Source organism: Streptomyces iranensis, from assembly GCF_017874715.1.
Taxonomy (GTDB): Bacteria; Actinomycetota; Actinomycetes; order Streptomycetales; family Streptomycetaceae; genus Streptomyces; species Streptomyces iranensis.
The window spans coordinates 92,498-116,067 of sequence record NZ_JAGGLR010000023.1 but is presented as its reverse complement, the minus strand read 5'-3'; the positions used below and the strand labels follow the sequence as shown (position 1 = coordinate 116,067).

Sequence of the window (23,570 nt, the reverse complement as noted above, 5' to 3'; positions counted from 1 at the left end):
CTCCTTGTAGGTTGGTTCCATGACACGTGCACGAGCGGCCGGCGGCTCGCGGCGCCGTCCTGGCCGTCCCCGGCTGGACGCGGATGAACAGATCCTGTCCGCGGCGCTGGCGCTGCTCGCCGAGGAAGGGTTCCAGCGACTCACCATCGCGGCCGTCGCCGATCGTGCCGGTGTTTCCAAGCCGGCCATCTACCGGCGCTGGTCGGGCAAGGCCGAAGTCGTCGCCGCCGCCATCGCCAACAGCCACCGTGACCGGCCGGACCCGGTGGGCGATCTGCGGCAGGATCTGGCCGCGGAGCTTCATGACGTACGGATCACGTATGAGCGGACCGTTCCCATAGCCATGGTGGGCACGCTGCTGGCGGAGGAGCGGCACCACCCCGAGCTGATCGCGGCCTGGCGGCGCTGGGTCGTCGAGCCGCGCAGGGAGCGCATCGCCGCGATCATCACCCGCGCGGTGGACGACGGTGAATTGTCGCCGGAAACCGACGCCCCTCTCATGGCCTCGATGCTGATCGGCGCGTTCTACGGCGGCTACACCCAGAATCTGGCAATGGACGACGGGTGGGAGTGGCGTGTGGTCACCACATTGCTGGACGGAGCGAGGCCTCATGCGTCCACCCCGTCACCGGAAGCGGTGGACGGCGTCTCCTCGGCATGAACGACGCCGCCCCGGATCAGCGCCTCGATACGGGCCTGGGGGACGCCGAGGTCGGCCAGGGTCCGCCGGGTGTCGGCTCCCAACATCCGGGGCGGTGTCACCACCGCACCGGGGGTACGGGCCAGCTTCACGGGTATGCCGAGGACACGGTAGTCGCCGACGTCCAGCACCATACGGCGGTGGCGGACCTGCGGATCCTCCATCACCTCGGGCAGCGGCCGCACAGGGCTGGCCGGGATGCCATGCGCCAGCATGGAGCCGGCGGCTTCGTCCAGATCGATGTCCGCCATCAGCTGCGCGACCCGCCCGCTGAGTTCCAGGCGATGGGAGACTCGCTGGGCGTTGGTGCGGAAGCGCGGGTCGTCGGCGAGACCGGGATCGCCCAGGTACTCACACAGAGCGTGGAACTGGCGGTCGTTCCCACCGCCGACGAACAGCTGGTTCTCGGGCCCGCCGAAGGTCTCGTACGGTGCGACGTTGGGGTGGGCGGTGCCGATCCGCCGGGGTTCCTCGCCGTGCAGGAAGTAGTTGGCGGCCTGCGGATGCAGCAGACTGAGCGCGCTGTCCAGCAGGGCGAGATCGACCAGTTGGCCGCGGCCCGACCGACTCCGTTCGTGCAGTGCGAGAAGGACACCTGAGAGGGCGAGCATGCCGGTGGTGAGGTCGACCACCGGCATCGGCACCTTGACAGGACCGCCATCGGCCTCGCCGTTCATGTGCATGATGCCGCCGAACGCTTGCAATACCGCGTCGTAGCCGGGCAGTCCGCCCATCGGCCCGTCGTAGCCGAAACCGGTGACCCGGCAGTAGACGAGGCGGGGGAAGCGTTCGAGCAGGACGCCCGGTCCCATTCCCCAGCGGTCCATCGTCCCGGCCTTGAAGTTCTCGATGAGGACGTCCGCGTCCGTGAGTAGTTCCAGGAGCAGGTTCTGGCCTTCCGCGCTTCTCAGGTCGATGCTGATGTGTTCCTTGTTGCGGTTCAGGCCCGCGTAGTAGGCGCTGATCCGCTCCTTGCCCGCCGCTCCCCACTCGCGGGTCATATCGCCTTCCGGCGGCTCGACCTTGATGACGCGCGCACCGTGGTCGCCGAGCATCTGCGCACAGTAGGGCCCGGCCAGTACCCTGGACAGGTCCAGCACGGTCAAGCCGCGCAGGGCCCCGCCGCCGACAGATTCCTCGGAGGTCTCGATCCGGTTCACAGCGCTCGTCCTCCGTCGATCACGAACACTTGGCCGGTGACGAAGGAGGACCTGACGCCGTCGGTGAGAAACGTGACGGCGTGGGCGATGTCTTCCGCGGTGCCGAGCCGTCCGAGGGGAATGCCGTTCACGTACCGGCGCCGGACCTCGGCGGGTGATTCCCCGGGACGGCTGAACGCGTCGAACATCGGTGTTTCCAGGGCTCCGGGAGCCACACAGTTGACCCGGATACCGTCGGACGCGAGTTCCAGGGCAAGGGACTGGGTCAAGGACACCAGGGCCGCTTTCGCCGCGCAATAGGCGGTCAGCTCCGCACGGGCGCGGACACCCGCCACCGAGCTGACGTTGACGATGGCGCCTCCATCGCTCCGCAGGAAGGGGATGGCCGCACGGCTGGCGTGCACGGGCCCCATGAGGTTGACCGCGAGCGTGCGCTGCCACAGTTCGGACGTCGTGTCGGTGAGCGGAGCGCTGCCGGTCGCCGCCCCGGCACAGTTGACCACCGCGTCGAGACGGCCCCACACTCGTACGGCCTCCTCGACGGCGGTTGCCACCGCGTACTCGTCGGTGACGTCGGCCTTCCACGCGATGGCGGAGGCGCCGTCGGCCGACAGCTCACGGGCGACGCCCTCGGCGGCATCCACCTGGATGTCGAGCAGGAAGACCCGGTGGGACCGCTGGTGCAGTTCACGCGCCACGGCCCTGCCCACGCCGCTCGCGCCACCGGTGATCAGGGCGACGGGCCGGTCAGGCACCGTGTGTTCGCGGTTGTTCATGTGCTGCCTTTCGTGATGTTCGCGGTCAGCGGGGGATGCTGAAGGACGGCCTTGCGCACGAGGTAGGCGTCCAGACCCTCCGAGCCGCTTTCCTGGCCGTGCCCGGACGCCTTCACGCCTCCGAAAGGCGTCTCCACCCGCGAGAGCACCGTGGTGTTGACACCCACCACACCGGCCTCCAGGTCTTCGGAGACCCGGGTCGCGGTGGCGAGCGACTCGGTGAATACGAAGGCGCCCAACCCGTAGTCCGTGTCGTTGGCCCGCTGCACGGCCTCGTCCTCGTCCCGGAAGGTGGTGATGGGGACGACCGGGCCGAACACCTCGTCGGAGAAGACCCGGTGCCGCTCGCCGACGTCGCCGAGTACCGTCGGAGTGAAGAAGAACCCGGGTCCCTCCAGGCGCCCACCACCGGCGAGTATCCGCGCGCCCTGCTCCGCGGCCTCGTCCACCATGGCCTCCACGGCGTCCCTGCGGCGCGCGTTGGCCAGCGGCCCCATCTCCACGCCGCTCGCCAGGCCGTCGCCGACGCGGAGGCCGGAGGCTATCGATGCGAACGCCTCGGCGAACTCTGCGGAGGCCGATTCATGGACGAAGAACCGGCTGGGAACGTTACACACCTGCCCGGCATTGCGGAACTTCGCCTTCGCGCACGCCTCGGCAACCGCCTCCACGGACACGTCGGGGAAGATCAGCACTGGTGCGTTGCCGCCCAACTCCATCGTGGTGACGATGTTCGCCTCCACCGCGAGGTGTGACAGCTCGCGGCCGACCGCCGCGGAGCCGGTGAGCGACAGTTTCCGGATGACGGGGTCGGCGAGGAGATGTGCGGAAACGCCGGCCGGATCGCCGAGCACCATATGGGCCACGCCGGGAGGCAGCCCGGCGTCCGCCAGGGCCCGGAACAACTCGGCCACGGTGCCCGGTGTCTCCTCGGACGGTTTGAGGATGATCGGGCAGCCTGCCGCGAGGGCTCCGCCGAGCTTCCGGACCGATGAGGTGGCCGGGAAGTTCCAAGGGGTGAAGGCCGCTACGGGACCAATGGGCTCGGGGATCACACTGAGCCGGGTTCCGTGCTCGCCGGGTACGACCCGGCCGTAGGCCCGGCGCCCTTCCTCCGCGTACCAGTCGAGCATGTCGGCGGAGACCAGTACTTCGGCATGCGCTTCCCGGAGCGGTTTGCCCTGTTCCAGTACCAGGGTGCGGGCGATGTCCCCGCACCGCTCGCGCAACAGCGAAGCAGCCCTTCGCAAGATCGCACTTCGTTCCGTCGGGGACGTGCGCCGCCAGGGCCGGGCCGTCTCCCGCACGGCTTCCAGAGCCCGGTCGAGCTGCGCGGCACTCACGTGGCGCACCTCGGCCAGGGGTGTCTCGGAGGAGGGGTTGAGTACGGTCGTGTAGCCGTCCCCTTGCCCCTCCTGCCATTCGCCCGCTATGTACTGGCGGATGGCAGGGTACGGCGCTGTCACCGCGAGGTCCTTTCTTCGAGTGTGCCGCGGTCCGCTGATCCGGTCGGCGGCTCCGGTGAACCCGGTCGCGAGGCGGTGGGATGTGTTCCGGTCATGGCCGGCTGCGCAGGTGGCGCACGGCGACATGCCGGGCGCTCTCCTCGTCCAGGTATCCGGACAGCTGTGTGCCCTCCGCCCGGCGCAGGTTCGTCAGCGCACCGGTCAGTGCTTCGGGGCGGATCGCGCAGAGCTCGCGGACCACCGTGTCCACAGTTGCCCTCAGCTCGCCCGCTGGGCAGTGGATCGTGGCGAAACCTCGGTCCGCCGCCTCACGTGCCCCGATCTTCCGCGGTCGCAGCATCCAGTCCGCGGCGACCCCGGGCCCGAGGAGCCGGGTGAGCCACCACGCCACCCCGAAATCGCCCGCGAGCCCGGCCGTGAGGTAGGCGGTATTGATCACCGTGGCATCGCTCACGACGCGCAACGAGCACGCTGCCGCCCAACCGACCGCCAGTCCGGCGCACGCCCCGTTCAGCATGGCGACCGTGACCTGTGGAAGAGCCGCGAGACGTTCGACCGTGGCGGCCTGCCGTCTCAGCACGGCGACTTGTTCCTCCAGCGGCCCGGTCCGCGGAGGCCGCTTCAGGTCTCCCCCCGCGCAGAACGCCCGTCCGGCTCCCGCCAGCACCACGACTCGTACCGCGTCCGAGGTCCGCAACGTCTCCAGATGAGCGGCGAAGGCTTCGATCATCCGGTCGTCGACGGCGTTGAGACGGTCGGGACGGTTGAGGCGGATTTCGGCGACGTCACCCTTCACGACGAGCTTCACGCGGTCGTCCACCGATCCGGATGTCAGGGACACGGGAGCCTCCTTCGAGGGCGGTTCGGGGCGGCCGACTCGACGTCGTCCACGTGGTCGACGAGCAGGGTCGCGAGAGCCTCCGGCTGCTCCAGGGGGAGCAAGTGGGCGGAGTCGTCGACTACGTAGGAGGACGCGGAGGGGATGGTGGCGGCCAGATCGGCGGCCATGGCCGGAGTCGATCCCAGGTCCTCGCTGCCGGTGATCACCCGGGTCGGCGCGGCGATGTCCGGAAGACCTGACCACACCTCGATGTCGGCCTCGGTGAAGAGCCGGAAGCATGCGAGGAGCGCCTCCCGGTCGTGCCGGCGGATGGCCGCCGCGAGGTCATGTACGAGATCCTGGTCCCGCTTGAGCCAGTGAGGCCGGAACCAGCGGTCGAGCATGTCGTCGATCCCCGCCTCGAAGTCGCCCTCCATGAGGGCGAAACGCTCCCGGACCGCGGCTCTCTCCTCCTCCGTGCGGCGGCCGGCGGTGCTGACGAGGGTCAGGGAACGCACCAGGGTGGGGTGCCACCGCGCGACGTGTGCGGCGACGAGGCCACCTAGCGAAAAGCCCACGAGATGAGTGCGAGGCCGCAGGTGGGAGGCGGTGAAGCCCGCCATGTCGCGCAGAGTGAGCCCCTGGGGCACGAGGGCGCCCGGAGCATGACCGAGCAGCGGATGGGAATCCACGTCGAACCGGCCGGGCAGAAGCCGTGTGACGCGGTTCCACATGGTGGTGTCGAGGCCGAGGCCATGGATCAGGGCCACGTGCGGACGCTGGTCCGCGGTGTTCCGCACGGTGTCCTCCTAAGGTTCGTCGGCACAGGGGCTGCCGTGCTCCTGGTAGTGGCTGAGCGGTCCTCGTACGGTCAGGCGTGCACGGTGGACAGTGCGAGGTCACGCCACTGCGCCAGCTCACTCGCCACGTGCTCCAGCTTGGCCTCGACTCGTGCGACACAGTCCGCACCGAGCTGGATGCGCGTGGGCGGCTCGGGACTGTCGGCCACGGTGATCATCGCGGTGGCCGCCTTCACCGGGTCACCGGGCTGGGCGTGGTTGTTCTGCTCCGCCCAGACCCTGGTGCCACCCGCTGTGGCGGTGTAGTCGTCGATCCTCCGATGGGTGCGGTGCAACGAGCTGCTGTCCAGGAAGTCGGTGCGGAAGACGCCGGGCTCCACGACGGTGACCGCGATGCCGAGCGGTGCGAGCTCCGCCCGCATGGCCTCGCTCAGGCCCTCCACCGCGAACTTCGTGGCGCCGTAGACTCCCCAGCCCGCGCCTACGGTGAAGCCGCCCACGGAACTGATGTTGAGGACCCGGCCGGAACGCTGGTGACGCATGACCGGCAGGACCGCCCGGGTGACGGACAGCAGACCGAAGACGTTGGTGCCGAAGACGGCCTGGGCCTCATCGTCGGAGGCTTCCTCGACGGCTCCGAGGAGGCCCCGGCCCGCATTGTTGACCAAAACGTCGATCCGGCCGAACCGGTCAACGGCCGCATCGGCGGCTTGCCGCACCTGCTGCTCGTCGGTCACATCGAGAGGGAGCGCCAGCAGCCGGTCACCGCCCTCGGCAAGCGCCTTTTCCACTGTCCGGGGATCGCGAGCGGTCGCCACGACGGAGTCTCCCCGCTCGAGGGCCTGACGTGCGATCTCCAGCCCGAAACCACGGGACGCTCCCGTGATGAACCATGCCTTCATTCCATGCCTCCGGATGAACCGTGAGCGGTTCGTCGTGATGTCTGCGTCCGGTGTGGACGGGCGCACGGTGTCGCTCGCCCGGCCAATTACATTACGTGTCTAGCACGTAATGTAATTGGCCACAAGTGAGGACGTGTCCTGGAGTCGCGTGGACGCGCGTCCCACTGGATCAGAGACGGATGATCGCCCAGATGGTGTGGCCCGCTGCTGTCCTCCGGACACTCCAGGCGGCGGCGAGGGTTGCGACGATGTCGAGTCCGCGACCGCTCTCGGAGAGCGCGTCGCACCGATGGCGCGTGCGGGGTCCGCCGTTTCCGGTATCGGTCACGCTGAGGATCAGCTGTCCTGACAGGAGACTGACGGCAAAGGTGACGTACGGGCCGTGCCCGTGCCGGACCGCGTTGGTGAGAAGTTCCGTCAATAGCAGTAGCGCGGTGTCGATGGTGTCGGGTGCCAGCTGCCCCCGACACAGATGGGCACGGGCGAGACGCCGGGCGGTGGGGACGGAGACGTCCTGATGGGGGAGTGTCCAGATGCCGGCTGACTCACTCGTCACGGTCGGCGCTGTGGTGGCCATTTCGGCTCCCTGGGTGCTTGGCCCTTCTGCGTTACGTGTCCAGGGAACACCGCCGCTCGTGAGCTCCCTATGGAGGAACCACCCCACCTCCGGCGCTTTCGGTGTGGGAACGCCCACCGGCTCAGGGGCCTGGTGAGCTCGTCGGCGTCCTGCGCCGCGTCCCCGGCCACCGGGCTCGGGCGAATCGGCCCGAGCCGCCCTAGCGGTCCTCCAGCTCACAGATCTTGCCGAACAGGTCATGGAGGTGCAGAGCAATCCGCAGCTGGAGGGCTCGGGGCTCGGCCTGCCAGTCCGAGCCGAGCAAGGATCCCACCCGGTCGAGGCGCTTGATCACCGTGTTCGGGTGGACATAGAGCTCGCGCGCGGTCTGTGCCGCGCTGGAGCCGGTGGCGAAGAACACAGTGAGGGTCCTGATCAGATCGGATCCGTGCTCCTGGTCATACGCCTGGAGCTTTCCCAGAGTGCTCCCGAGGAAGGTCTTCAGCTGGGTGTCCCGCTGGGGATCCAACAGCAGGCTGTACAGGGCGAAGTCCCGCGTCGTGGCCGCCGCGCCCCGCCGGCCCAGCGCTTGCAGAAGTTGCAGGCAGCGGACCGCGACCGGGGCTTGGGCGGCCAGGTCACCGGTGCGGGGGTCGGCGGCATCCGCGGCGCAGACGAGCACCGGCCCGTCCGTCGCCGCGCTGAGCCGTCGCCTGACCCGGACGGCCGTGGCGCCTGGATCGTCGCCGGGCAGCACGGCCACGAGAGACCGGTTGTACTCGCCTCCCAGGCCCCCCTCGGCCAGGGCCGTCTCCCGAACGGCCTGCCGGGCCTCGGAGCGGGGGCTGTCGGGAAGTGCCGCCGCCACCACCACGTGCGGGCGAGCCACGTCGAAGTGCCGGGAGTGGGCGAACAGTTTGGTGCTTTCCCGGAGTGGCTTCGGCCTGCTCAGCAACTCCTCCAGCAGCTCGCCCCGTACCCTTTCCTCGGCGTCGCCGATGGCCTGCTCCCGCAGCGTCAGGAGGGCCACGATCTGGGCAGCCCGTTCCAGTGTGCGTACATCGAGGTCGGTGAGACCGTGCGTGGTGTGCAGCACCAGGGCGCCCAGATAGGTATGGCCGGAAGGGATGGCCGCCACGTACCGGGCACAACGGGTGGCCTTGTTCACCACGCAATGGCCACTGCGCTGGCTGGCCATGATGTCCTCGGCGATCTCGGACGGTACGGCCCTGCCGTACTGGGCATGCGCGTGTTCGCATTCCTCGCCGGCGGTGACGGGCCGGCCGCGTACGGAAGTGACCTCGTTGTTCTTGCCGACTAGCAGCAGGTCCTCCGCGAAAACATCCGCAAGAGCGTCCGCGACGTCGGTGACATCGGCGCCGCTGATCACGAGGTCTGTCAGTGAGTCGTGCAGCTGGGCCGAACGCTTCATGGCCGTGACGTGGTTCGCCACGGCACGGTGTTCTTCTTCCAGCCCGGCGAAGAGCCGTGCGTTGTGCAGGGCGACCGCGGCGTGATCCGCGAACGCGGTCAGCAAGGAGATCTCTTCCTTGCTGAAGACCCGCTCGATCCGGTTCGCGGCGAAGAGTATCCCCATCACCTCTCCACGCAGCATGAAGGGCGTGCCCAGTACGGAGACCAGACCGTCGTCGGCCAGGGCCCGGTCGAGTTCGGAATCGTGCCGGAAGCCGGTGCTGCGGTTGTAGCGCTGGATCTGCAGGGGAGCCCGGGTGCGTTCGATCACGCTGGACATGCCGCATCCGGACGGGACTTCCACATGCATGAAGGCGGGAGACGTCAGACCCACGCTGGCTTTGACGTAGAACCCGTCCGACGAGTCACTGCGCAGGCACAGGTAGACCGCGTCGGCGGACGGCACTACATCGTGCGCACGCCGCACGATGGAGTCCAGCGCCGTACCCACATCGCGGATCTGTGCCAGGTCGCAGGCGGTGCCGTACAGCGCGATGAGTTCCCGCTCGCGGCGCAGCCGTCGGTCCAGTACTTCACGGAGTCGACGTGTGGAAGCCCGCACCCGCTCCGCGCCCTCCGGGGAGACCCTGCTGACCAGAGCGTCCGCCAGGCCCTCTACTTCATGGCCGCGGGCGTCCGAGGCGAGCGCGTCGAGCAGGCCAGCTACGGTGTCGAGGGATGGCGCACTGCCGTGCGCTGGTGTCGTGACCATCCCGGCCTCCTTCGACGACGATGTCGACGGCCGCGTCAGGACGGAAGAGCCATTCCTTCGTGGAACACTCCACCGGTTTCATCCTACTTTCCCGTCGACTGGCGGAGTGCCCGCGGAGTGGGGCTCGTCGCTCCTCGGCCGGGGCACGGGGACAGCACGGTTCAGCCCTCGGGCGCCGCCGGATGCGCGGTCTGCTCCAGCCAGTCGCGGAAGACCTGGATCTTCGGGCTCTCCGGTCGCCCACCCGGCCAGACGAAGTAATAGCCCTCCGGCAGTTCGACCTCTCGGTCGATGGGTGCGACCAGGCGTCCGGAGCGCAGGTCTGAGCGGACCAGCTCAGGTTGTCCGATGGCGACCCCGAGGCCTTGCATGGCTGCCTCGTAGGCGAGGCTCGAACTTTCGAAGCGCAGCCCCCGTTCCGGGTCGACATCACCGCAGTCGGTCCCGGCCAGCCAGGTCGCCCAGTCGTGTGGCCGGGCGAGGGAGTGCAGAAGCGTGGTACGAGCCAGGTCTGCCGGTGTATGCAGCTTGGGCGGCCCGGTGGCCAGCGAAGGGGACGTCACCGGGATGAGGACGCACTGGCACAGGTGGAGCACGTGGAGCCCCGGCCACTGGCCGTTCCCGGAGCGGATCGCGGCGTCCAGGTCGTCCCGGTCGAAGTTGACATCGCGCGTCGACGCCGAGAGCTGGACTTCGATCTCCGGATGTGCCTCGTTGAACTCGGGCAGGCGGGGGATCAGCCATCGCATGGCGAATGTCGTGTAAGCCTGGATCTTCAGTACGGCGCGACGGCGGCGGCTCTGCAACCGCGCCGTGGCCTGGTCGATCGTGGCGAAGGCGGCGGAAATGTCGGCCAGGTACTGTTCGCCCTCGGGCGTGAGCACGATCAGCCGGTGGCGGCGCTCGAACAGCCGCACTCCGAGTTCGGTTTCCAGCAGGCGTACCTGGCGGCTGACGGCTCCCTGTGTCACGTGCAGCTCCTTGGCCGCGCGGGTCAGGCTGCCGTGCCGTCCGGCGGCTTCGAAAGCCTTCAGCGGGTTGAGCGACGGCAGTTGCCACCCCATCTATCGACTCCTTACATTACTTTTTCTCAGTTAATCATAGCTGAGAAATCGAGTGACCCAACTGCTTGAGCGTGGGTAGTTTCAAGCCAGCGGGCAGGCCGTCTGAAATCTCAGACTGATGCCAGCTTCACGATGGCGCGGGTCGCCCGAATCTCCCCAGCTCTGTGTCACCTCACGATGGCGCGGGTCGCCCGAATCCATGATCGATGTCAGCTCCACGATGACGTGAGGCAGAGACCATGAGTGAAACAACGTCCCTGACCGGAACCGCGGCCTCGACGGCCGATTCCCAGGAAACCGACCTTGATCGCACCAAGCGTCGACGCGCCGTCGTGGCCAGCGTCGTCGGGACGTCGATCGAGTGGTACGACTTCATCCTCTACAGCGTTGCCAGCGGACTGATCTTCCCCGCGTTGTACTTCCACGCGAGCGACCCGTTCGTCGCCACGATCAACGCCTACGCCGTGTTCGCCGTGGGGTTCTTCGCCCGGCCGATCGGTGCGCTGCTGTTCGGCCACTTCGGGGACCGTGCGGGCCGCAAGAAGACCCTGATCGCATCGCTGCTGTTCATGGGCATCGGCACGTTCGCCGTCGCCTTCGTACCGGGATACGACTCAGTCGGTGCCTGGGGTGCGGTGACCCTCACCGTCCTGCGGTTCCTTCAGGGAGTCGGCGTCGGCGGTGAGTGGGCGGGCTCGGTGCTCGTCTCGATGGAGTGGGCGAAGAAGGGCAACCGTGGTCTTGCGGCGAGCTGGCCGCAGGTCGGGGTGCCGATCGGTCTGCTGCTCGCGAACCTGGTCTTCGTCATCGTGGACAGTCTCACCGGCCCGGCCTTCATGGACTGGGGATGGCGGATTCCCTTCCTCAGCAGCATCGTGCTCGTGGGGCTCGGGTTCTACTTCCGCCGCACCGTGGAGGAGACCCCGGTCTTCGTCAAGGCCGCCGAGGAACAGCGCCTGGCACGCCGGCCGGTGTGGGAGGCCGTACGGCGCAACCCCAAGGAGATCCTTGTCATCGCTTTCCTGCGCATGGCGGAGATGTCCTTCTACCAGATCGCCACGGTTTTCGTCTTCACCTTCGGGACTGTGATCGCCGGGTACAGTCGCGGTTTTCTGCTCACCGCGCTCATGCTGTCCGCGGTCGTCTGCGGCGTCGCCATCCCGCTGTTCGGCGCCCTGTCCGACCGGATCGGACGCAAGCGGGTCTTTGTCACCGGAGTGGCTCTCTCCGGGATCTTCGCCCCGCTCTACATCTCCATGCTGGGCAGTGGCTCCGCTCCGCTCGCATTCCTCGCAATCCTTGTCGCCCTCGTGCCGTTCGCGATGTCGTACGCGTCCGAGGCCGTGCTCATAGCCGAGTCCTTCAGCCCCGAAGTGCGCTACAGCGGCGCCTCGGTCGGGTACCAGCTGTCCTCGATCGTTGCCGGTGGCCCGACGCCGCTCATCACGGCACTGCTCTTCAAGTGGGATCACAGCGGCTACGCGGTCGCCGGGTACGCGGTGCTCGGTGCGGTCATCAGCCTCATCGCCGTCTCGTTCCTCAAGGACCCCCGTACCGGCCGCCAAAGCTGTGCGTGAGCCGACGAACCGCGCATTCACCGAACAGGAGCGCATCGACATGGAAACCACTGCCCTTCTCATCGACGGCGAGTGGGCCACCGGCTCAGGCGAGCCGTTCGAATCCGTCAATCCCGCGGACGGCAGTGTCAACCGACTCATCGCCGCGGCCAGTCCGGCGGACGTCGACCGAGCGGTTGCCGCCGCCGCGGTCGCCCAGCCGGCCTGGCACGCCCTCAGGCCGGATCAGCGGGCGGCCGTGCTGCGCCGCATCGGCGACCTGCTGGAAACGCACGGTGAAGAACTCGCGCGGCGCCAGATGCGGGAGAACGGCAAACTGCTCGGCGAATGCCGGGCACAGGCCGCCGGCGCCACCGCTGCCTTCCGCTACTTCGCCGGAATCTGCGACACCATGGTTTCCGAGGTGGCCCCCCATCGCGGCGATTACCTGTCGATGGTCGTCTACGAACCCTACGGGGTGGTTGCCGCTATCACGCCGTGGAACTCCCCCCTGACACTGGAGTCGCAGAAGGTCTCGGCCGCCCTCGCGGCGGGAAACGCCGTGGTCCTCAAGACCTCCGAGGTCACGCCGACCATCGGGCTGGAACTCGGTCGGCTCGCGCTGGAAGCGGGGCTCCCCGCCGGCGTGCTCAACGTCCTCACGGGTCCGGGCGGGGATACCGGAGCGGCACTTGTCGAGCACCCGCGCGTCCGGATGATCTCGTTCACCGGCGGCACCGCGACGGGGCGCGCCATCGGTCGCTCGGCGGGGGAGCGCATGGTGCCGTTCGCCCTGGAACTCGGCGGCAAGTCTCCCCATGCCGTGTTCGCCGACGCGGACCTCGACCGTGCCGTGACCGGGGTCGCTAACGGGATCTTCACCTCCTCCGGCCAATCCTGCATCGCCGGCTCAAGGTTGTTCGTCGAGCGTTCCCAGTACGACGAGTTTGTCGGGCGTTTGGTCGAGCACACGTCCCGGCTCCGGGTCGGGCCGCCGGACAGGCCGGAGTCGCAGATCGCGCCGCTCTCCTCGGCCTCGCACAGGGACCGGGTCGAAGCGTTCGTGGACGAGGCGGTCGCCCAGGGGGCCAAGGTACTGTCCGGGGGCGCCCGCGCCCATGACCCGGAACTGGCCGACGGAGCCTACTACCTGCCGACCGTCCTCGCGGACCTGCCACGGAACGCACGCATCGTCCGTGAGGAGGTGTTCGGTCCGGTGCTGTGTGTTTTCCCCTTCGACGATGAGGCCGATCTCATCGCTCAGGCCAACGACACGGACTTCGGCCTGGCGTGCGGGATCTGGACCCGGGACTACCAGCGTGCCTACCGGGTGGGCCGGGCCGTGGAAGCCGGCACCGTGTGGATCAACACCTACAAGCAGATCAGCGTCGCGATGCCGTTCGGCGGCTTCAAGGCCAGCGGTGTCGGCAGGGAGAAGGGGCTGTACGGCATCCGCACCTACCAGGCCGCTAAGAGCATCTACTGGGGTATGCAGTGAGTGCCCTCCTCAGCGCGCCGATCGGCTTCGTCGGCCTCGGCGTCATGGGAGAACCGATGTGCGCGCATCTGACGGCACGCGCCAAAGGCCCGGTACTCGTCCATGACCTGCGCGATGATGCCGTCAGCAGGGCAGTCGCCGCCGGCGCCCGTGCGGCAGGCTCACTGGCCGGGCTGCGGACCCAGGCCCAGGTCGTGTTCCTGTGCCTGGCCGACGGTGAGGCGACGCGGGAGACGTGCCGGGCCCTGAGCGAGCCCGCGTCGGAAGTCCGACTCGTCATCGACTGCGGCACGACTTCAGTCGCCCTCACACAGAGTCTGGCCGGCGAACTCGCCGAGTACGGCATCGAGTTCGCGGACGCTCCCATGGCACGGATGCGGCAGGCGGCACGGGCCGGCTCGCTGAGCTTCATGGTCGGGGCCGCGCCGGATGTATTCACTCGCATTGAGCCGCTGCTCGCCACCATGGGCTCCGACATCCTGCACTGCGGGCCCGTCGGCAGCGGCCAGGTTGTGAAGACCATGAACAACATGGTCCTGTTCGAGACGGTGCACGCTCTCGCTCTCTCGGTGCGTGTTTGCCGGAAGCTGGGTGTCGATCCCCGGACCCTGCTCACGGCGCTCGGCCACGGCTCGGCAGACAGCGGGCGGTGCGCGTCCAAGGCCCGCACCTCGTCGATGAGCACTTTCCAACAGGGTCCTTCCCCGCGGACTACGCGCGCAAGGACCTCGCGCTCGCTCACGAACTCGCCGCGGCGACCGGCACCGACGACGCACTGCTGGCGGCGACCGACGCCGCGCTCGCCCGCGCCACCGCGGGCGGACGCGGCGACGCCTATTACCCCGTCCTGATCGATTTTCTGGGCACCACCTCGGACTCCGCCCAAGAAAGGCATGTATGACCGGCATCGAGTGCGCCATCGTCCGCGGCGGCACCAGCAAGGGGATTTTCATCGAACGCCATTTGCTGCCCGCTCCCGGCCGGGAGCGTGACGACGTCGTCCTGGACGTCTTCGGAAGCCCTGACGTCCGTCAGATCGACGGTCTGGGCGGAGCGGACAAGCTCACCAGCAAGCTCGCCGTCATTGGGCCGCCCACCCGGCCCGACTGCGATGTCGACTACCTGTTCGGGCAGGTGGGTACGGCGCTCGCGACCGTGGACTGGACGAGCAACTGTGGCAACATATCCGCCGGTGCGGCCGCCTACGCCGTACACCGCGGTTACGCCAAGCCGGCTGGCGGGGCCGCGACCGTGGCCATCCACCAAGTCAACACCGGCCGGCGCCTGCTCACGACCGTTCCGGTGACCGAGGATGGCCGGCCCGCATGGCAGGGTGACTTCGCCATCGGCGGCGTACCCGGCACCGGCGCCCGGATCGACCTGGACTTCGGCGACTTCGGCGGCGGCATCATGAAACGCGGGGTGCTGCCCACAGGCAACGCGGTGGACACGATTGACGTGCCGGGCATCGGACGCCTCGACATGAGCGTCGTCGACGCCGCGAACCTGTGCGTGTTCGTTCGCGCCACCGACGTAGGGGTGGACCCGCGCACCGGTGTGGACACACTCCAGGCGGACAGCGCACTGATCGATCGTCTTGAGGCGGTACGGGCACGGGTGTCACGGGAGATCGGGTTCCTCTCCGGCCCCGGTGTGGAGGAGGAACTGCGCTCCCGGGTCAACCCGTTGGCATTCGTCATCGCGCCGCCCACCGATTACGACGCCCTCAACGGAGTCCGGGTCCACGCGGCCGCACACGACCTCGTCTCCCGTTCCATGGCGCGCCGGGCGTTCTCCAAGGCGCATCCGGCGACCGGCTCGATCGGCACCGCCGTCGCCTCCGGCATCCCCGGCACCATCGCCCACGAGTCCTACCGGGGATACCCGGCCGACGGCGCACCGTACTCCGTCCGGATCGGTCACCCCGGCGGCACCCTCGACGTCACCGTGGAACGGGAGAACGACCCCTCCGGCACGCCACTCCTGCGGTCCGCCGTCATCGGCCGCACCGCTCGCGTGATCATGGAAGGCACGGTGTTCCTGAAGTGACCACGCCACTCGACTCCTTCGGCATCCGCCGTGCGGCCCACCTGGGCGGCAGGCTCCGTGCCTACCTGGACCTGCCCGCTCTGGCCACACACTTTCCGGAAGTGACCCGCCTCCCCGTCAGCCTGCTGATCCTGCTGGAAAACCTGCTTCGGCACGAAGACGGCGAATTGGTCACCGCCGCGCACCTCGAGCAGGTCGCGCGGCGCGGCCGCCACACCGGCGAGCCGGTGGAGATCGCCTACCACCCCAGCCGCGTGGTGATGCAGGACTACTCGGGGCTGGTCGCCCTGACCGACCTCGCCACGCTGCGGGACCGCGTCGCCCAGGCAGGCGGCGACGGAGCCGCGGTCCGCCCGGTACGTCCCGTCGACCTCGTCGTGGACCACTCACTCGTGGTCGACGTCGCCCGCACGCCCGACGCCCTCGACCGCAACCTGGACAACGAGTACCGGCAGAACAAGGAACGTTACGAGTTCCTGAAATGGGCCCAGGCCGAGTTCGACGGGGTACGTGTCGTCCCGCCGGGCAACGGGATCATCCACCAGATCAACTTGGAACATCTAGCGAACGTGGTGTGCGAGGACCCGAGCGGCCTGGTGCACCCCGAGACCCAGATCGGCACGGACAGCCACACACCGATGATCAACGGCCTCGGCGTGCTCGCCTGGGGAGTCGGCGGCATCGAGGCCGAGGCCGCGATGCTGGGCGAGCCCGTCTCGATGCTCGTACCCGACGTCGTCGGAGTACGGCTGACCGGCGCCCTGCCTGCCGGAGTGCTGGCCATGGACCTGGTCCTTACCCTCACTCAGCGGCTGCGCGAGGTCGGCGTCGTGGGACGGTTCGTGGAGTTCTTCGGCCCGGCGCTGGCGAACCTGACGGTCGCGGACCGGGCGACACTCGCGAACATGGCGCCGGAGTACGGCGCGACATGCGGAATGTTCCCTGTCGACCACAAGGTGATCGAACATCTCGGCGTCACCGGACGCGACCCGGCACGGACCCGGCTCGTCGAGGACTACGCCCGCGCCGTTGGACTGTGGGACGACCCGGCTTCCGTCCGTGACTACGCCGAGATCGTCGAGATCGATCTGGGCACGGTCGGGCGGAGCGTAGCCGGCCCCAAGCGGCCCCAGCAACGACTGGAGCTGCCGCAAGTCGCCGCGAGCACGCCCGCGCCACGGATCGGCGACCCATACGGTGCCCACGGCGACATCCCGGCGACGCTGGACCACGGCGACATCGTGATCGCGGCGATTACCAGCTGCACCACCACCTCCAACCCGCACGCGATGGTCACGGCGGGACTGCTGGCGCGCAATGCCGTGGCCCATGGCCTGACCGTCGACCCGCGGATCAAGACGTCCCTGGCACCGGGTTCGCGCTCTGTCACCCGTTACCTTGCCGAGGCGGGGCTGACCGAGGCGCTCGAGACACTGGGCTTCGCGGTCGTGGGCTACGGCTGCGCGACCTGCGTCGGCAACTCCGGCGCCCTCGACCAGGCAGTCGAGGCCGAGATACGTGACCGCGACCTGGACGTCGCGGCCGTACTCTCCGGCAACCGGAACTTCGAAGGCCGCATCCACCCGGTCGTACGATCGAACTACCTGGCGTCACCTCCCCTCGTGATCGCCTATGCGCTGGCCGGCACCATGCGCGCCGACCTGGACCGGGACCCACTGGGCACCGGCGCCGACGGCACACCGGTGTACCTCGCGGACCTCTGGCCCGATCCCGCTGAAACCGAAGCGATCACCGCCCGGTCCGCCGGACCGGACGCGTACGCCGGCGTCGATATCCACGCGGGTGGCCGACGCTGGGACATCCTCTCTTCCCCGGTCGGAACCCACTTCCCGTGGGACCGGAACAGCACCTACATCTCACCCTCGCCGTTCGTGGAACCCGCTGTACCCACCGACGGCCCGATCACCGCCGCGGTCCCCCTGCTCGTCCTCGGGGACAACGTCACCACCGACCACATCTCCCCCGTCGGCTCCATCGAATCAGACGGCCCCGCCGCCCGGCTGCTCACAGAACGTGGCATCGCGCGCGCGGACTTCAACTCCTACGGCGCCCGCCGGGGCAATGCCGACGTCATGGTGCGCGGCACGTTCTCCAACGTACGGCTGCGCAACGACCTCGTCGCCCCACTGACCGGCGGCCTCACCCGGCTTACGGGGGTCGGCGAACCGCTGGCCGTCCACGAGGCCGCCGACCTGCTCCGCAGGGTCGGGGTGCCGGCCGTCGTCGTGGCGGGTGCCGGCTACGGCGCCGGCTCCGCTCGTGACTGGGCCGCCAAGGGCACTCGAATGCTCGGCGTACGGGCCGTACTGGCGCGCAGTTTCGAGCGGATCCACCGGGCCAACCTGGTGCTCATGGGCGTGGTTCCGGTCGAACTCCCCGAAGACCCGGGCCCACTCGACGCCGACACCCGCATCACCGTCGACCTGCCGACCGGACCCGTCCCCGTACAGGCCCACGTCGAGGTTCACTTCGACCACCCGCGGTACGGGCGGCACACGGCCGCCGCCCTGGTGCGTGTGGACACCGCACAGGAGTCGGCCTACCTCGCTCAAGGCGGGGTGCTGCGCGCCGTATTGAACAAGCTCATCCAGCGGCACACGCCGCACACTCAGGAGGCAGTCGCATGACCACTCCGATACCGAGGACCCGCGCCATGTGCGCGGCCGACCTGAACGCCGTGGTCGACTGGTGGCAGACCGACATCGTCGACATCGAGCCCGGCGTGATCCGGCTCCGCGGTTATCCGGTCGAACAGCTCATCGGCCGAGTCTCCTTTCCCGCGATGATCTGGTTGATGCTCCGTGGTGAACTGCCGGAATCGCGGCACGCCGACCTCTTCGGCGCAGTGCTCGTCGCCGCCGTCGACCACGGACCCCAGGCTCCGTCGATCGCCACCGCCCGCATGGCGGCTACCTGCGGCGTCGGTATCAACAACGCGATGGCCAGCGGTGTCAACGCCCTCGGCGACGTGCATGGTGGCGCGGGAGAGCAGTGCATGCGGCTCTTGGCTCGCGTCATCGACGGGCAGGACAAGGGCGAGGAAGCCGCCTTCGCGGTGCGGCGTGAACTCGATGCCTGGCGCACGGAGCATGGGCGCTTCATTCCGGGATTCGGGCATCGCTTCCATCACGTGGACCCTCGGGCAGTGAGGCTGGCGGAACTGGTCGACGAGGCGCACGCCGCCGATCGGGTATCAGGGAAGTACCTGGCCGCGGCCCGGGAAGTCGAGCGGTCCCTCAGCAGTTCCGGCCGCAGCGTCCCGATGAACATCGATGGCATCGCCGCCGTTGTTCTACTCGAACTCGGCTTCCCCTGGGAGCTGGGCCGCGGTGTCTTCATCCTCTCCCGCAGCGTGGGAATCTGCGCGCACGCCTTCGAACAGACTCTGCAGGGTGGGCGTATCAAGGGCCCGACGCCCCCCGCCGTCGGCTTTCGCTACACCGGCCCCGGGCCTCGTTCGCTCCCCGAGGAAGGCAGCACGTCATGAACTTCCCGACGGACGAGTCTCCGACCGAACGGACGCTGCCCCTACACGGCGTCCGCGTGTTGGAGATCGGCCACACCATCCTCGGCCCGTCGTGCGGGATGCTGCTCGCCGACCTCGGTGCCGACGTCGTCAAGATCGAGCCCCCCGGCGGTGAGCGCACCCGTCGTCTCAAGGGCTTCGGCACCGGTTACTTCGGCTTCTTCAACCGTAACAAGCGCAGTGTCGAGGTCGACTACAAGACCGCCGACGGGCTCGCCGAGATCCGCCGGGCGATACTCGACGCGGACGTGCTGATCGAGAATATGGGACCAGGAGCGCTCCGCAGGGCAGGGATTGGGCCGGAGGAGGCCCGCGCCCTCAACCCACGGCTCGTCTACTGCTCGCTCAAGGGCTTCCTGCCGGGCCCCTACGACACCCGCGCCGCCCTCGACGAGGTCGTGCAGATGATGAGTGGCCTGGCCTACATGACCGGCCCCCCTGGCCGGCCGCTGCGGGCGGGTACGTCCATCACGGACATCCTCGGCGGAGTCTTCGGGGCGGTCGGCATTCTGGCGGCCCTGCGCGAACGGGACGTGACGGGCGAGGGCACCCTCGTCCAAGCCTCGCTGTTCGAGACCGCGGCCTTCTTGATGGGTCAGCACATGGCCTACGCGGCACTCGGCGACGGGCCCGTTCCGCCCATGCCCGCGCGGGTCAGCGCGTGGGCAGTCTACGAATTGTTCGAGACGGCGGACGACGAGCACCTGTTCGTCGGCATCACCAGTGACGCCCACTGGACCGGGTTCTGCCGGGTCTTCGAACGAGATGACCTGGCCGCCGCGCCGGAGCTCGCCACCAATGAACTCCGGATCGACGCGCGGCCGCGGCTCATCCCGGAAGTCGCCGCGATGCTCCGCGCCCTCCCCGTCGCGGAGCTGGAGAAGCGGTGCCATGACGCACGACTTCCCTACGCGCGTATCGCACGTCCGGAGGATCTCTTCGAGGACCCGCACCTCATGGCAAACGGCAGTCTCGCGGACACGACCCTTCCGTCGGGGGTGCGCACCAGACTGCCCAAACTTCCCATTCGACTCGGCGGTCGACCGTTCGGCCTGCGCCGCAACCCACCGGCCGGACCCGAGGCGCGAGGATGGTGGTCAGCTCTCTGATTCCCCGGACGTACACGGTACCCCGATGGGAAATCTGGCTGCCTGGCCGTGGGGACGGTCGTACCGAAAACCATACCGCTCTCCTACCGAGCGGAATTTCGCCGTGCGCAAAACCGCGCCAATTATTACACCCGGAAAAAGATGGATAACAGTGAAACGAGGGTTGACCGATCCGATTTCTGAGTGGCAGTGTGAATCTCGTTCAATCCACTCCTCCCGGGTTAGGAGGTGTTGAGGATGGAAATCAAGTTGGAGCGTTTCCGGTCAATCCGAAAGGATCGTCCGGCGCGTACTTCGATCTGATGTAGGGGGGTGGGGGCAGTCAGACCCCTGACTGCCCCCACCTGTCCATCAAATAAAAGGGGCGAGGCCATGGATACCGAAAACTTCCTCAGCTGGCTGTATCGACCTTTCATTGATCTGGGCGTGTGGGAGGCTGATGGAAATCCCTTGACTCTGGGAGCTCATCTGGCATCCAGGGCCCTGTATGAGAATGACGGCAGTTACCCGCGGCTCCATGGGAGCATCATGCCCTCGTCGAGAGAGGTGATCGTCAAGACTGCCGGTGCGATGCGTTACCTGGTCAAAGATCCTCGTGAACTGGGATCAGAGTGGAGGACACCTGAGTGGCAAGGGCTGTGTGACCACCTTGACGCATACAGCGGTCTTGATTCAGGAGCGCGGCTGCGATCGCTTTGGCTGCTGCACCGGATGGGGCTTCACGCGGTAATCCTGAAATGTGAGGTATCCGTGCGGCCGAGTGCGTCGGATGAAGGGATCTCGGAAGATGATGCAGCCCTGCTCTACATGCGCGGCCTCGCCAAGGTGATTCTTTTCTACGATGGACAGACCTCACTCGACACATCAGAGCTTGAGCAGGTCGTAGCCTATGGTCGGCCAGGCTGTTGGGGTCATGTGGAGGCTACGTACTTGCTGGCCCAGCTCAGTATCAAGTCATTGGACGACATCGATGGATTCAGGCACTACGTGCGCGAACATAAAAAATCCATCGGCGCAGTGGATTCAGAAGGACAAGAGCAATATAAACTCTTGAGCCGGTATCACCGCATCGGTGCGTTCTTGCCGCAGTTGGCAGGAGATCACGCCTCGATGAGCCGAGAGATGGACCAAGCGGAACATTACTGCCGACTCTTGTATGACGCTGATCTGGGCAACAGGGACGATTGGCAGATTCTGCGATACGGGGTTTTGGAGAGCAGGACAAAAGAGAATCTGCTCTGCGAAGACATCGAAGCCGCTGAACAGTATGCGGTCGACCTGGTCTCCCATGCCCCTGCGAGTCCGCAAGCCCGATGCACGTTGGGTCAAGTGTGCATCGAGAAGGGCGATCTTGACGGTGCGGTGGAGTCTTATCGCTGGGCGTCTGTTCTAGGGCCACAGGTGAGACACATATCGGAGTTTATGGTAGGTCAATGCATGGAAGCTCAAAAGCGTCTGCCAGAAGCTTGTGCCGCCTATTTCAGGTCAGTGGAATCCGATCCTCTGGCGATTTCCTCCGTAAGACGTCTGAGGGACGTTGCCGCGGTGGCGAGGAACTCACTTTTGACAACATGGGCGGATACGCGCTTGCGGTCTCTCTCCGCACTGAGTAAGGGATCTCAAGAAGATCTGCTGGCCTATCAGAAGTACGGCGGGATACTGGGAAAAAGCTGATGCGTTTCAGCGCAGCGCGGTTCTGCTGATTGCTTTTGCCTCAGGTGTCGAGCACTGCTGTGCGCAGCCTACAAGGGAGCGGGCCACATGGACGATCTGCGTTCTGAACTGAACCTCATGTACAACAGCTATTGTGCCTTCTATGCACTTGCATTCGGATGCACGTCAATCCATCGCGGCTACTATACGGACTTGGCAGAAGGAGTCGCGTTCCGCGATGCCACGGATCGTCTGACGCGCTATATTGTCGACCAGGCAGACCTGCGTGCTGATGACCATCTTCTCGATGTCGGCTGCGGGGCAGGGAATTCCGACTTCCTTATAGCGCGAGAAAAATGCTGCCGCGTGACGGGGGTGGATCTCGGAAAGGGACAAATTTTGAGCGCGCGCATGGCAGTTGAGGCGGCAGCGCTGTCACATAGATTGCAATTCATGGTCGCTGACGCGGAACATCTGCCCTTTCCGGATGATTCTTTTGATGCCGTTCTCTTGTTTGAGTCAATGTGCCATATGAAGGACAAGCGGGGCGCGCTCAGCGAAGCGAAGCGCTGTCTGAGGGCAGGGGGTTCGCTCATTATCGCCGAGACAGTAGAGCTGGCTGTTCCGGAAAACCAAGCGTGGCGCGCCCGGTTTGAGGAAGTATTGCCACTTACGTGTTTTCCGGCCGCTGGGCAGCTTGCCGGCCTGTGCTCTGACGTCGGCTTGGACGTCAAGGGTGCGATCGATCTCACCAGAGAAACGAGCCTGACTTATGCGCGGGGCCTCGCCGAAGCACTGACACGGCGGGCGGAAGTGGAGCAGTTCTTGGGGGAGGAAGCATGCAACGAGATCTATGACGAACTGCCTGAACTCGTTGAGGTGCTGAATGCCGAGTACCTCGGATATGAGGTAGTCATCGGAGCGAAACCCGCCATACAGCGAGCTGGTGCAGCACCGAAGACGATCCTCTGAGGCGGCGGGACGGCCGGATCCGCCAGGACCGTGACGGGGCCCGACGCCCATCGCTTGTGACATCTGACTCAGTTCATGTATGTGAAGGAGAAGTGTCTTGTTCGCTGAGAGCTCGGCAGACGAGCAGATCAAGGAGCAGGGTGACAACCGTGGCAGCCCGGCGGACAGTCGAAGGACGACGGTGTGGAAGCGCCGCACCTTTGTGTCAGCGACGGCCGGTGCCGGCGGTGCGGCGGTCGGCGGTGCGATGCTGGCTGTCTCGTCCTCCGGCGACGAGTCCGCTCCGGCCGCACCATCGAGTGATGTGTCCCTGACGATCAACGGCGAACGTCATGTGTTGACCGTCGACAATCGCACCTCCCTGCTGGACCTGCTCCGCGAGAGACTGGGGCTGACCGGTACCAAGAAGGGTTGCGATCAGGGTGCCTGTGGCGCCTGCACGGTTTTGGTCGACGACAAGCGGGTCAACGCGTGCCTGACGCTCGCCGTGCGGTGCGAGAGCAGCGCCGTCACAACCATCGAGGGCCTGGCCGACGGAGACCGACTGCACCCGCTCCAAAAGGCGTTCGTGGAACGCGACGCGTTCCAGTGCGGTTACTGCACACCCGGACAGATCATGTCCGGTGTCGGCTGCATCAGCGAAGGTCACACCGGGTCACGCGAGGAAATCCGCGAATGGATGAGCGGGAACATCTGCCGGTGCGGCTGTTACGTCAACATCGTTTCCGCCGTGCGGGACGCGGCGGACGGAAGGTAG

20 protein-coding genes are annotated in these 23,570 nt (G+C 67.2%); 11 read left to right on the top strand and 9 right to left on the bottom strand.

The window, feature by feature from the left end; translation table 11 throughout:
• Positions 1-19 precede the first annotated feature (19 nt).
• Complete coding sequence (locus tag J2Z30_RS35590) at positions 20-661, top strand: TetR/AcrR family transcriptional regulator (protein WP_052701670.1); 642 nt, start codon at positions 20-22, stop codon at positions 659-661.
• Here J2Z30_RS35590 and J2Z30_RS35585 read toward each other — a convergent pair.
• The 9 genes from J2Z30_RS35585 to gcvA form a co-directional block, all read right to left on the bottom strand.
• Positions 610-1,860 (bottom strand): CaiB/BaiF CoA transferase family protein, encoded by a 1,251-nt coding sequence (locus tag J2Z30_RS35585; protein ID WP_044578050.1) that lies wholly within the window; start codon positions 1,858-1,860, stop codon positions 610-612. The genes J2Z30_RS35590 and J2Z30_RS35585 overlap by 52 nt on opposite strands.
• Entirely contained in the window at positions 1,857-2,636 is a 780-nt protein-coding gene (locus J2Z30_RS35580; protein WP_044578052.1) for an SDR family NAD(P)-dependent oxidoreductase, read from the bottom strand. The genes J2Z30_RS35585 and J2Z30_RS35580 overlap by 4 nt, the downstream gene beginning before the upstream one ends.
• Positions 2,633-4,102, bottom strand: coding sequence for an NAD-dependent succinate-semialdehyde dehydrogenase (locus J2Z30_RS35575; RefSeq protein ID WP_044582178.1), 1,470 nt, complete (start codon positions 4,100-4,102; stop codon positions 2,633-2,635). Before J2Z30_RS35575 ends, J2Z30_RS35580 begins: the two co-directional genes overlap by 4 nt.
• Before the next feature lie 91 nt (positions 4,103-4,193).
• Entirely contained in the window at positions 4,194-4,943 is a 750-nt protein-coding gene (locus J2Z30_RS35570) for an enoyl-CoA hydratase/isomerase family protein (protein WP_052701671.1), read from the bottom strand.
• Complete coding sequence (locus J2Z30_RS35565) at positions 4,934-5,722, bottom strand: alpha/beta fold hydrolase (protein ID WP_052701672.1); 789 nt, start codon at positions 5,720-5,722, stop codon at positions 4,934-4,936. Before J2Z30_RS35565 ends, J2Z30_RS35570 begins: the two co-directional genes overlap by 10 nt.
• 71 nt (positions 5,723-5,793) lie before the next feature.
• Positions 5,794-6,624 carry an oxidoreductase gene (locus J2Z30_RS35560; RefSeq protein WP_044578055.1) on the bottom strand — a complete coding sequence of 277 codons (831 nt, stop codon included), beginning with the start codon at positions 6,622-6,624 and terminating at the stop codon, positions 5,794-5,796.
• Between the two features lie 169 nt (positions 6,625-6,793).
• Positions 6,794-7,201 carry an ATP-binding protein gene (locus J2Z30_RS35555; RefSeq protein WP_044578056.1) on the bottom strand — a complete coding sequence of 136 codons (408 nt, stop codon included), beginning with the start codon at positions 7,199-7,201 and terminating at the stop codon, positions 6,794-6,796.
• Between the two features lie 199 nt (positions 7,202-7,400).
• Positions 7,401-9,365, bottom strand: a complete 1,965-nt coding sequence (locus J2Z30_RS35550) for a helix-turn-helix domain-containing protein (RefSeq protein ID WP_044578059.1) — start codon at positions 9,363-9,365, stop codon at positions 7,401-7,403.
• Between the two features lie 161 nt (positions 9,366-9,526).
• Complete coding sequence (gcvA, locus tag J2Z30_RS35545) at positions 9,527-10,429, bottom strand: transcriptional regulator GcvA (protein WP_044578061.1); 903 nt, start codon at positions 10,427-10,429, stop codon at positions 9,527-9,529.
• 239 nt (positions 10,430-10,668) lie between these two features.
• Here gcvA and J2Z30_RS35540 point away from each other — a divergent pair, with 239 nt between their 5' ends.
• The 10 genes from J2Z30_RS35540 (at position 10,669) to J2Z30_RS35495 (ending at position 23,570) form a co-directional block, all read left to right on the top strand.
• Positions 10,669-12,006, top strand: a complete 1,338-nt coding sequence (locus tag J2Z30_RS35540) for an MFS transporter (RefSeq protein WP_044578062.1) — start codon at positions 10,669-10,671, stop codon at positions 12,004-12,006.
• A 40-nt stretch (positions 12,007-12,046) separates the two neighbouring features.
• The gene (locus J2Z30_RS35535; protein WP_044582181.1) at positions 12,047-13,483 is read left to right on the top strand and encodes an aldehyde dehydrogenase; all 1,437 of its coding nucleotides are present in this window, start codon (positions 12,047-12,049) and stop codon (positions 13,481-13,483) included.
• The gene (locus J2Z30_RS35530) at positions 13,480-14,334 is read left to right on the top strand and encodes an NAD(P)-dependent oxidoreductase (RefSeq protein WP_052701673.1); all 855 of its coding nucleotides are present in this window, start codon (positions 13,480-13,482) and stop codon (positions 14,332-14,334) included. Before J2Z30_RS35535 ends, J2Z30_RS35530 begins: the two co-directional genes overlap by 4 nt.
• 46 nt (positions 14,335-14,380) lie before the next feature.
• Positions 14,381-15,532 (top strand): PrpF domain-containing protein, encoded by a 1,152-nt coding sequence (locus J2Z30_RS35525; protein WP_044578065.1) that lies wholly within the window; start codon positions 14,381-14,383, stop codon positions 15,530-15,532.
• The gene (gene acnA / locus J2Z30_RS35520) at positions 15,529-18,180 is read left to right on the top strand and encodes an aconitate hydratase AcnA (protein ID WP_052701674.1); all 2,652 of its coding nucleotides are present in this window, start codon (positions 15,529-15,531) and stop codon (positions 18,178-18,180) included. Before J2Z30_RS35525 ends, acnA begins: the two co-directional genes overlap by 4 nt.
• Positions 18,177-19,040, top strand: coding sequence for a citryl-CoA lyase (locus tag J2Z30_RS35515; RefSeq protein WP_209468976.1), 864 nt, complete (start codon positions 18,177-18,179; stop codon positions 19,038-19,040). Before acnA ends, J2Z30_RS35515 begins: the two co-directional genes overlap by 4 nt.
• Positions 19,037-20,188 (top strand): CaiB/BaiF CoA transferase family protein, encoded by a 1,152-nt coding sequence (locus tag J2Z30_RS35510; protein ID WP_044578066.1) that lies wholly within the window; start codon positions 19,037-19,039, stop codon positions 20,186-20,188. Before J2Z30_RS35515 ends, J2Z30_RS35510 begins: the two co-directional genes overlap by 4 nt.
• A 372-nt stretch (positions 20,189-20,560) precedes the next feature.
• Entirely contained in the window at positions 20,561-21,862 is a 1,302-nt protein-coding gene (locus J2Z30_RS35505) for a tetratricopeptide repeat protein (RefSeq protein ID WP_209468975.1), read from the top strand.
• An 87-nt stretch (positions 21,863-21,949) separates the two neighbouring features.
• Positions 21,950-22,813, top strand: coding sequence for a class I SAM-dependent methyltransferase (locus tag J2Z30_RS35500; protein WP_078957014.1), 864 nt, complete (start codon positions 21,950-21,952; stop codon positions 22,811-22,813).
• 247 nt (positions 22,814-23,060) lie between these two features.
• Entirely contained in the window at positions 23,061-23,570 is a 510-nt protein-coding gene (locus J2Z30_RS35495) for a (2Fe-2S)-binding protein (RefSeq protein ID WP_078957403.1), read from the top strand.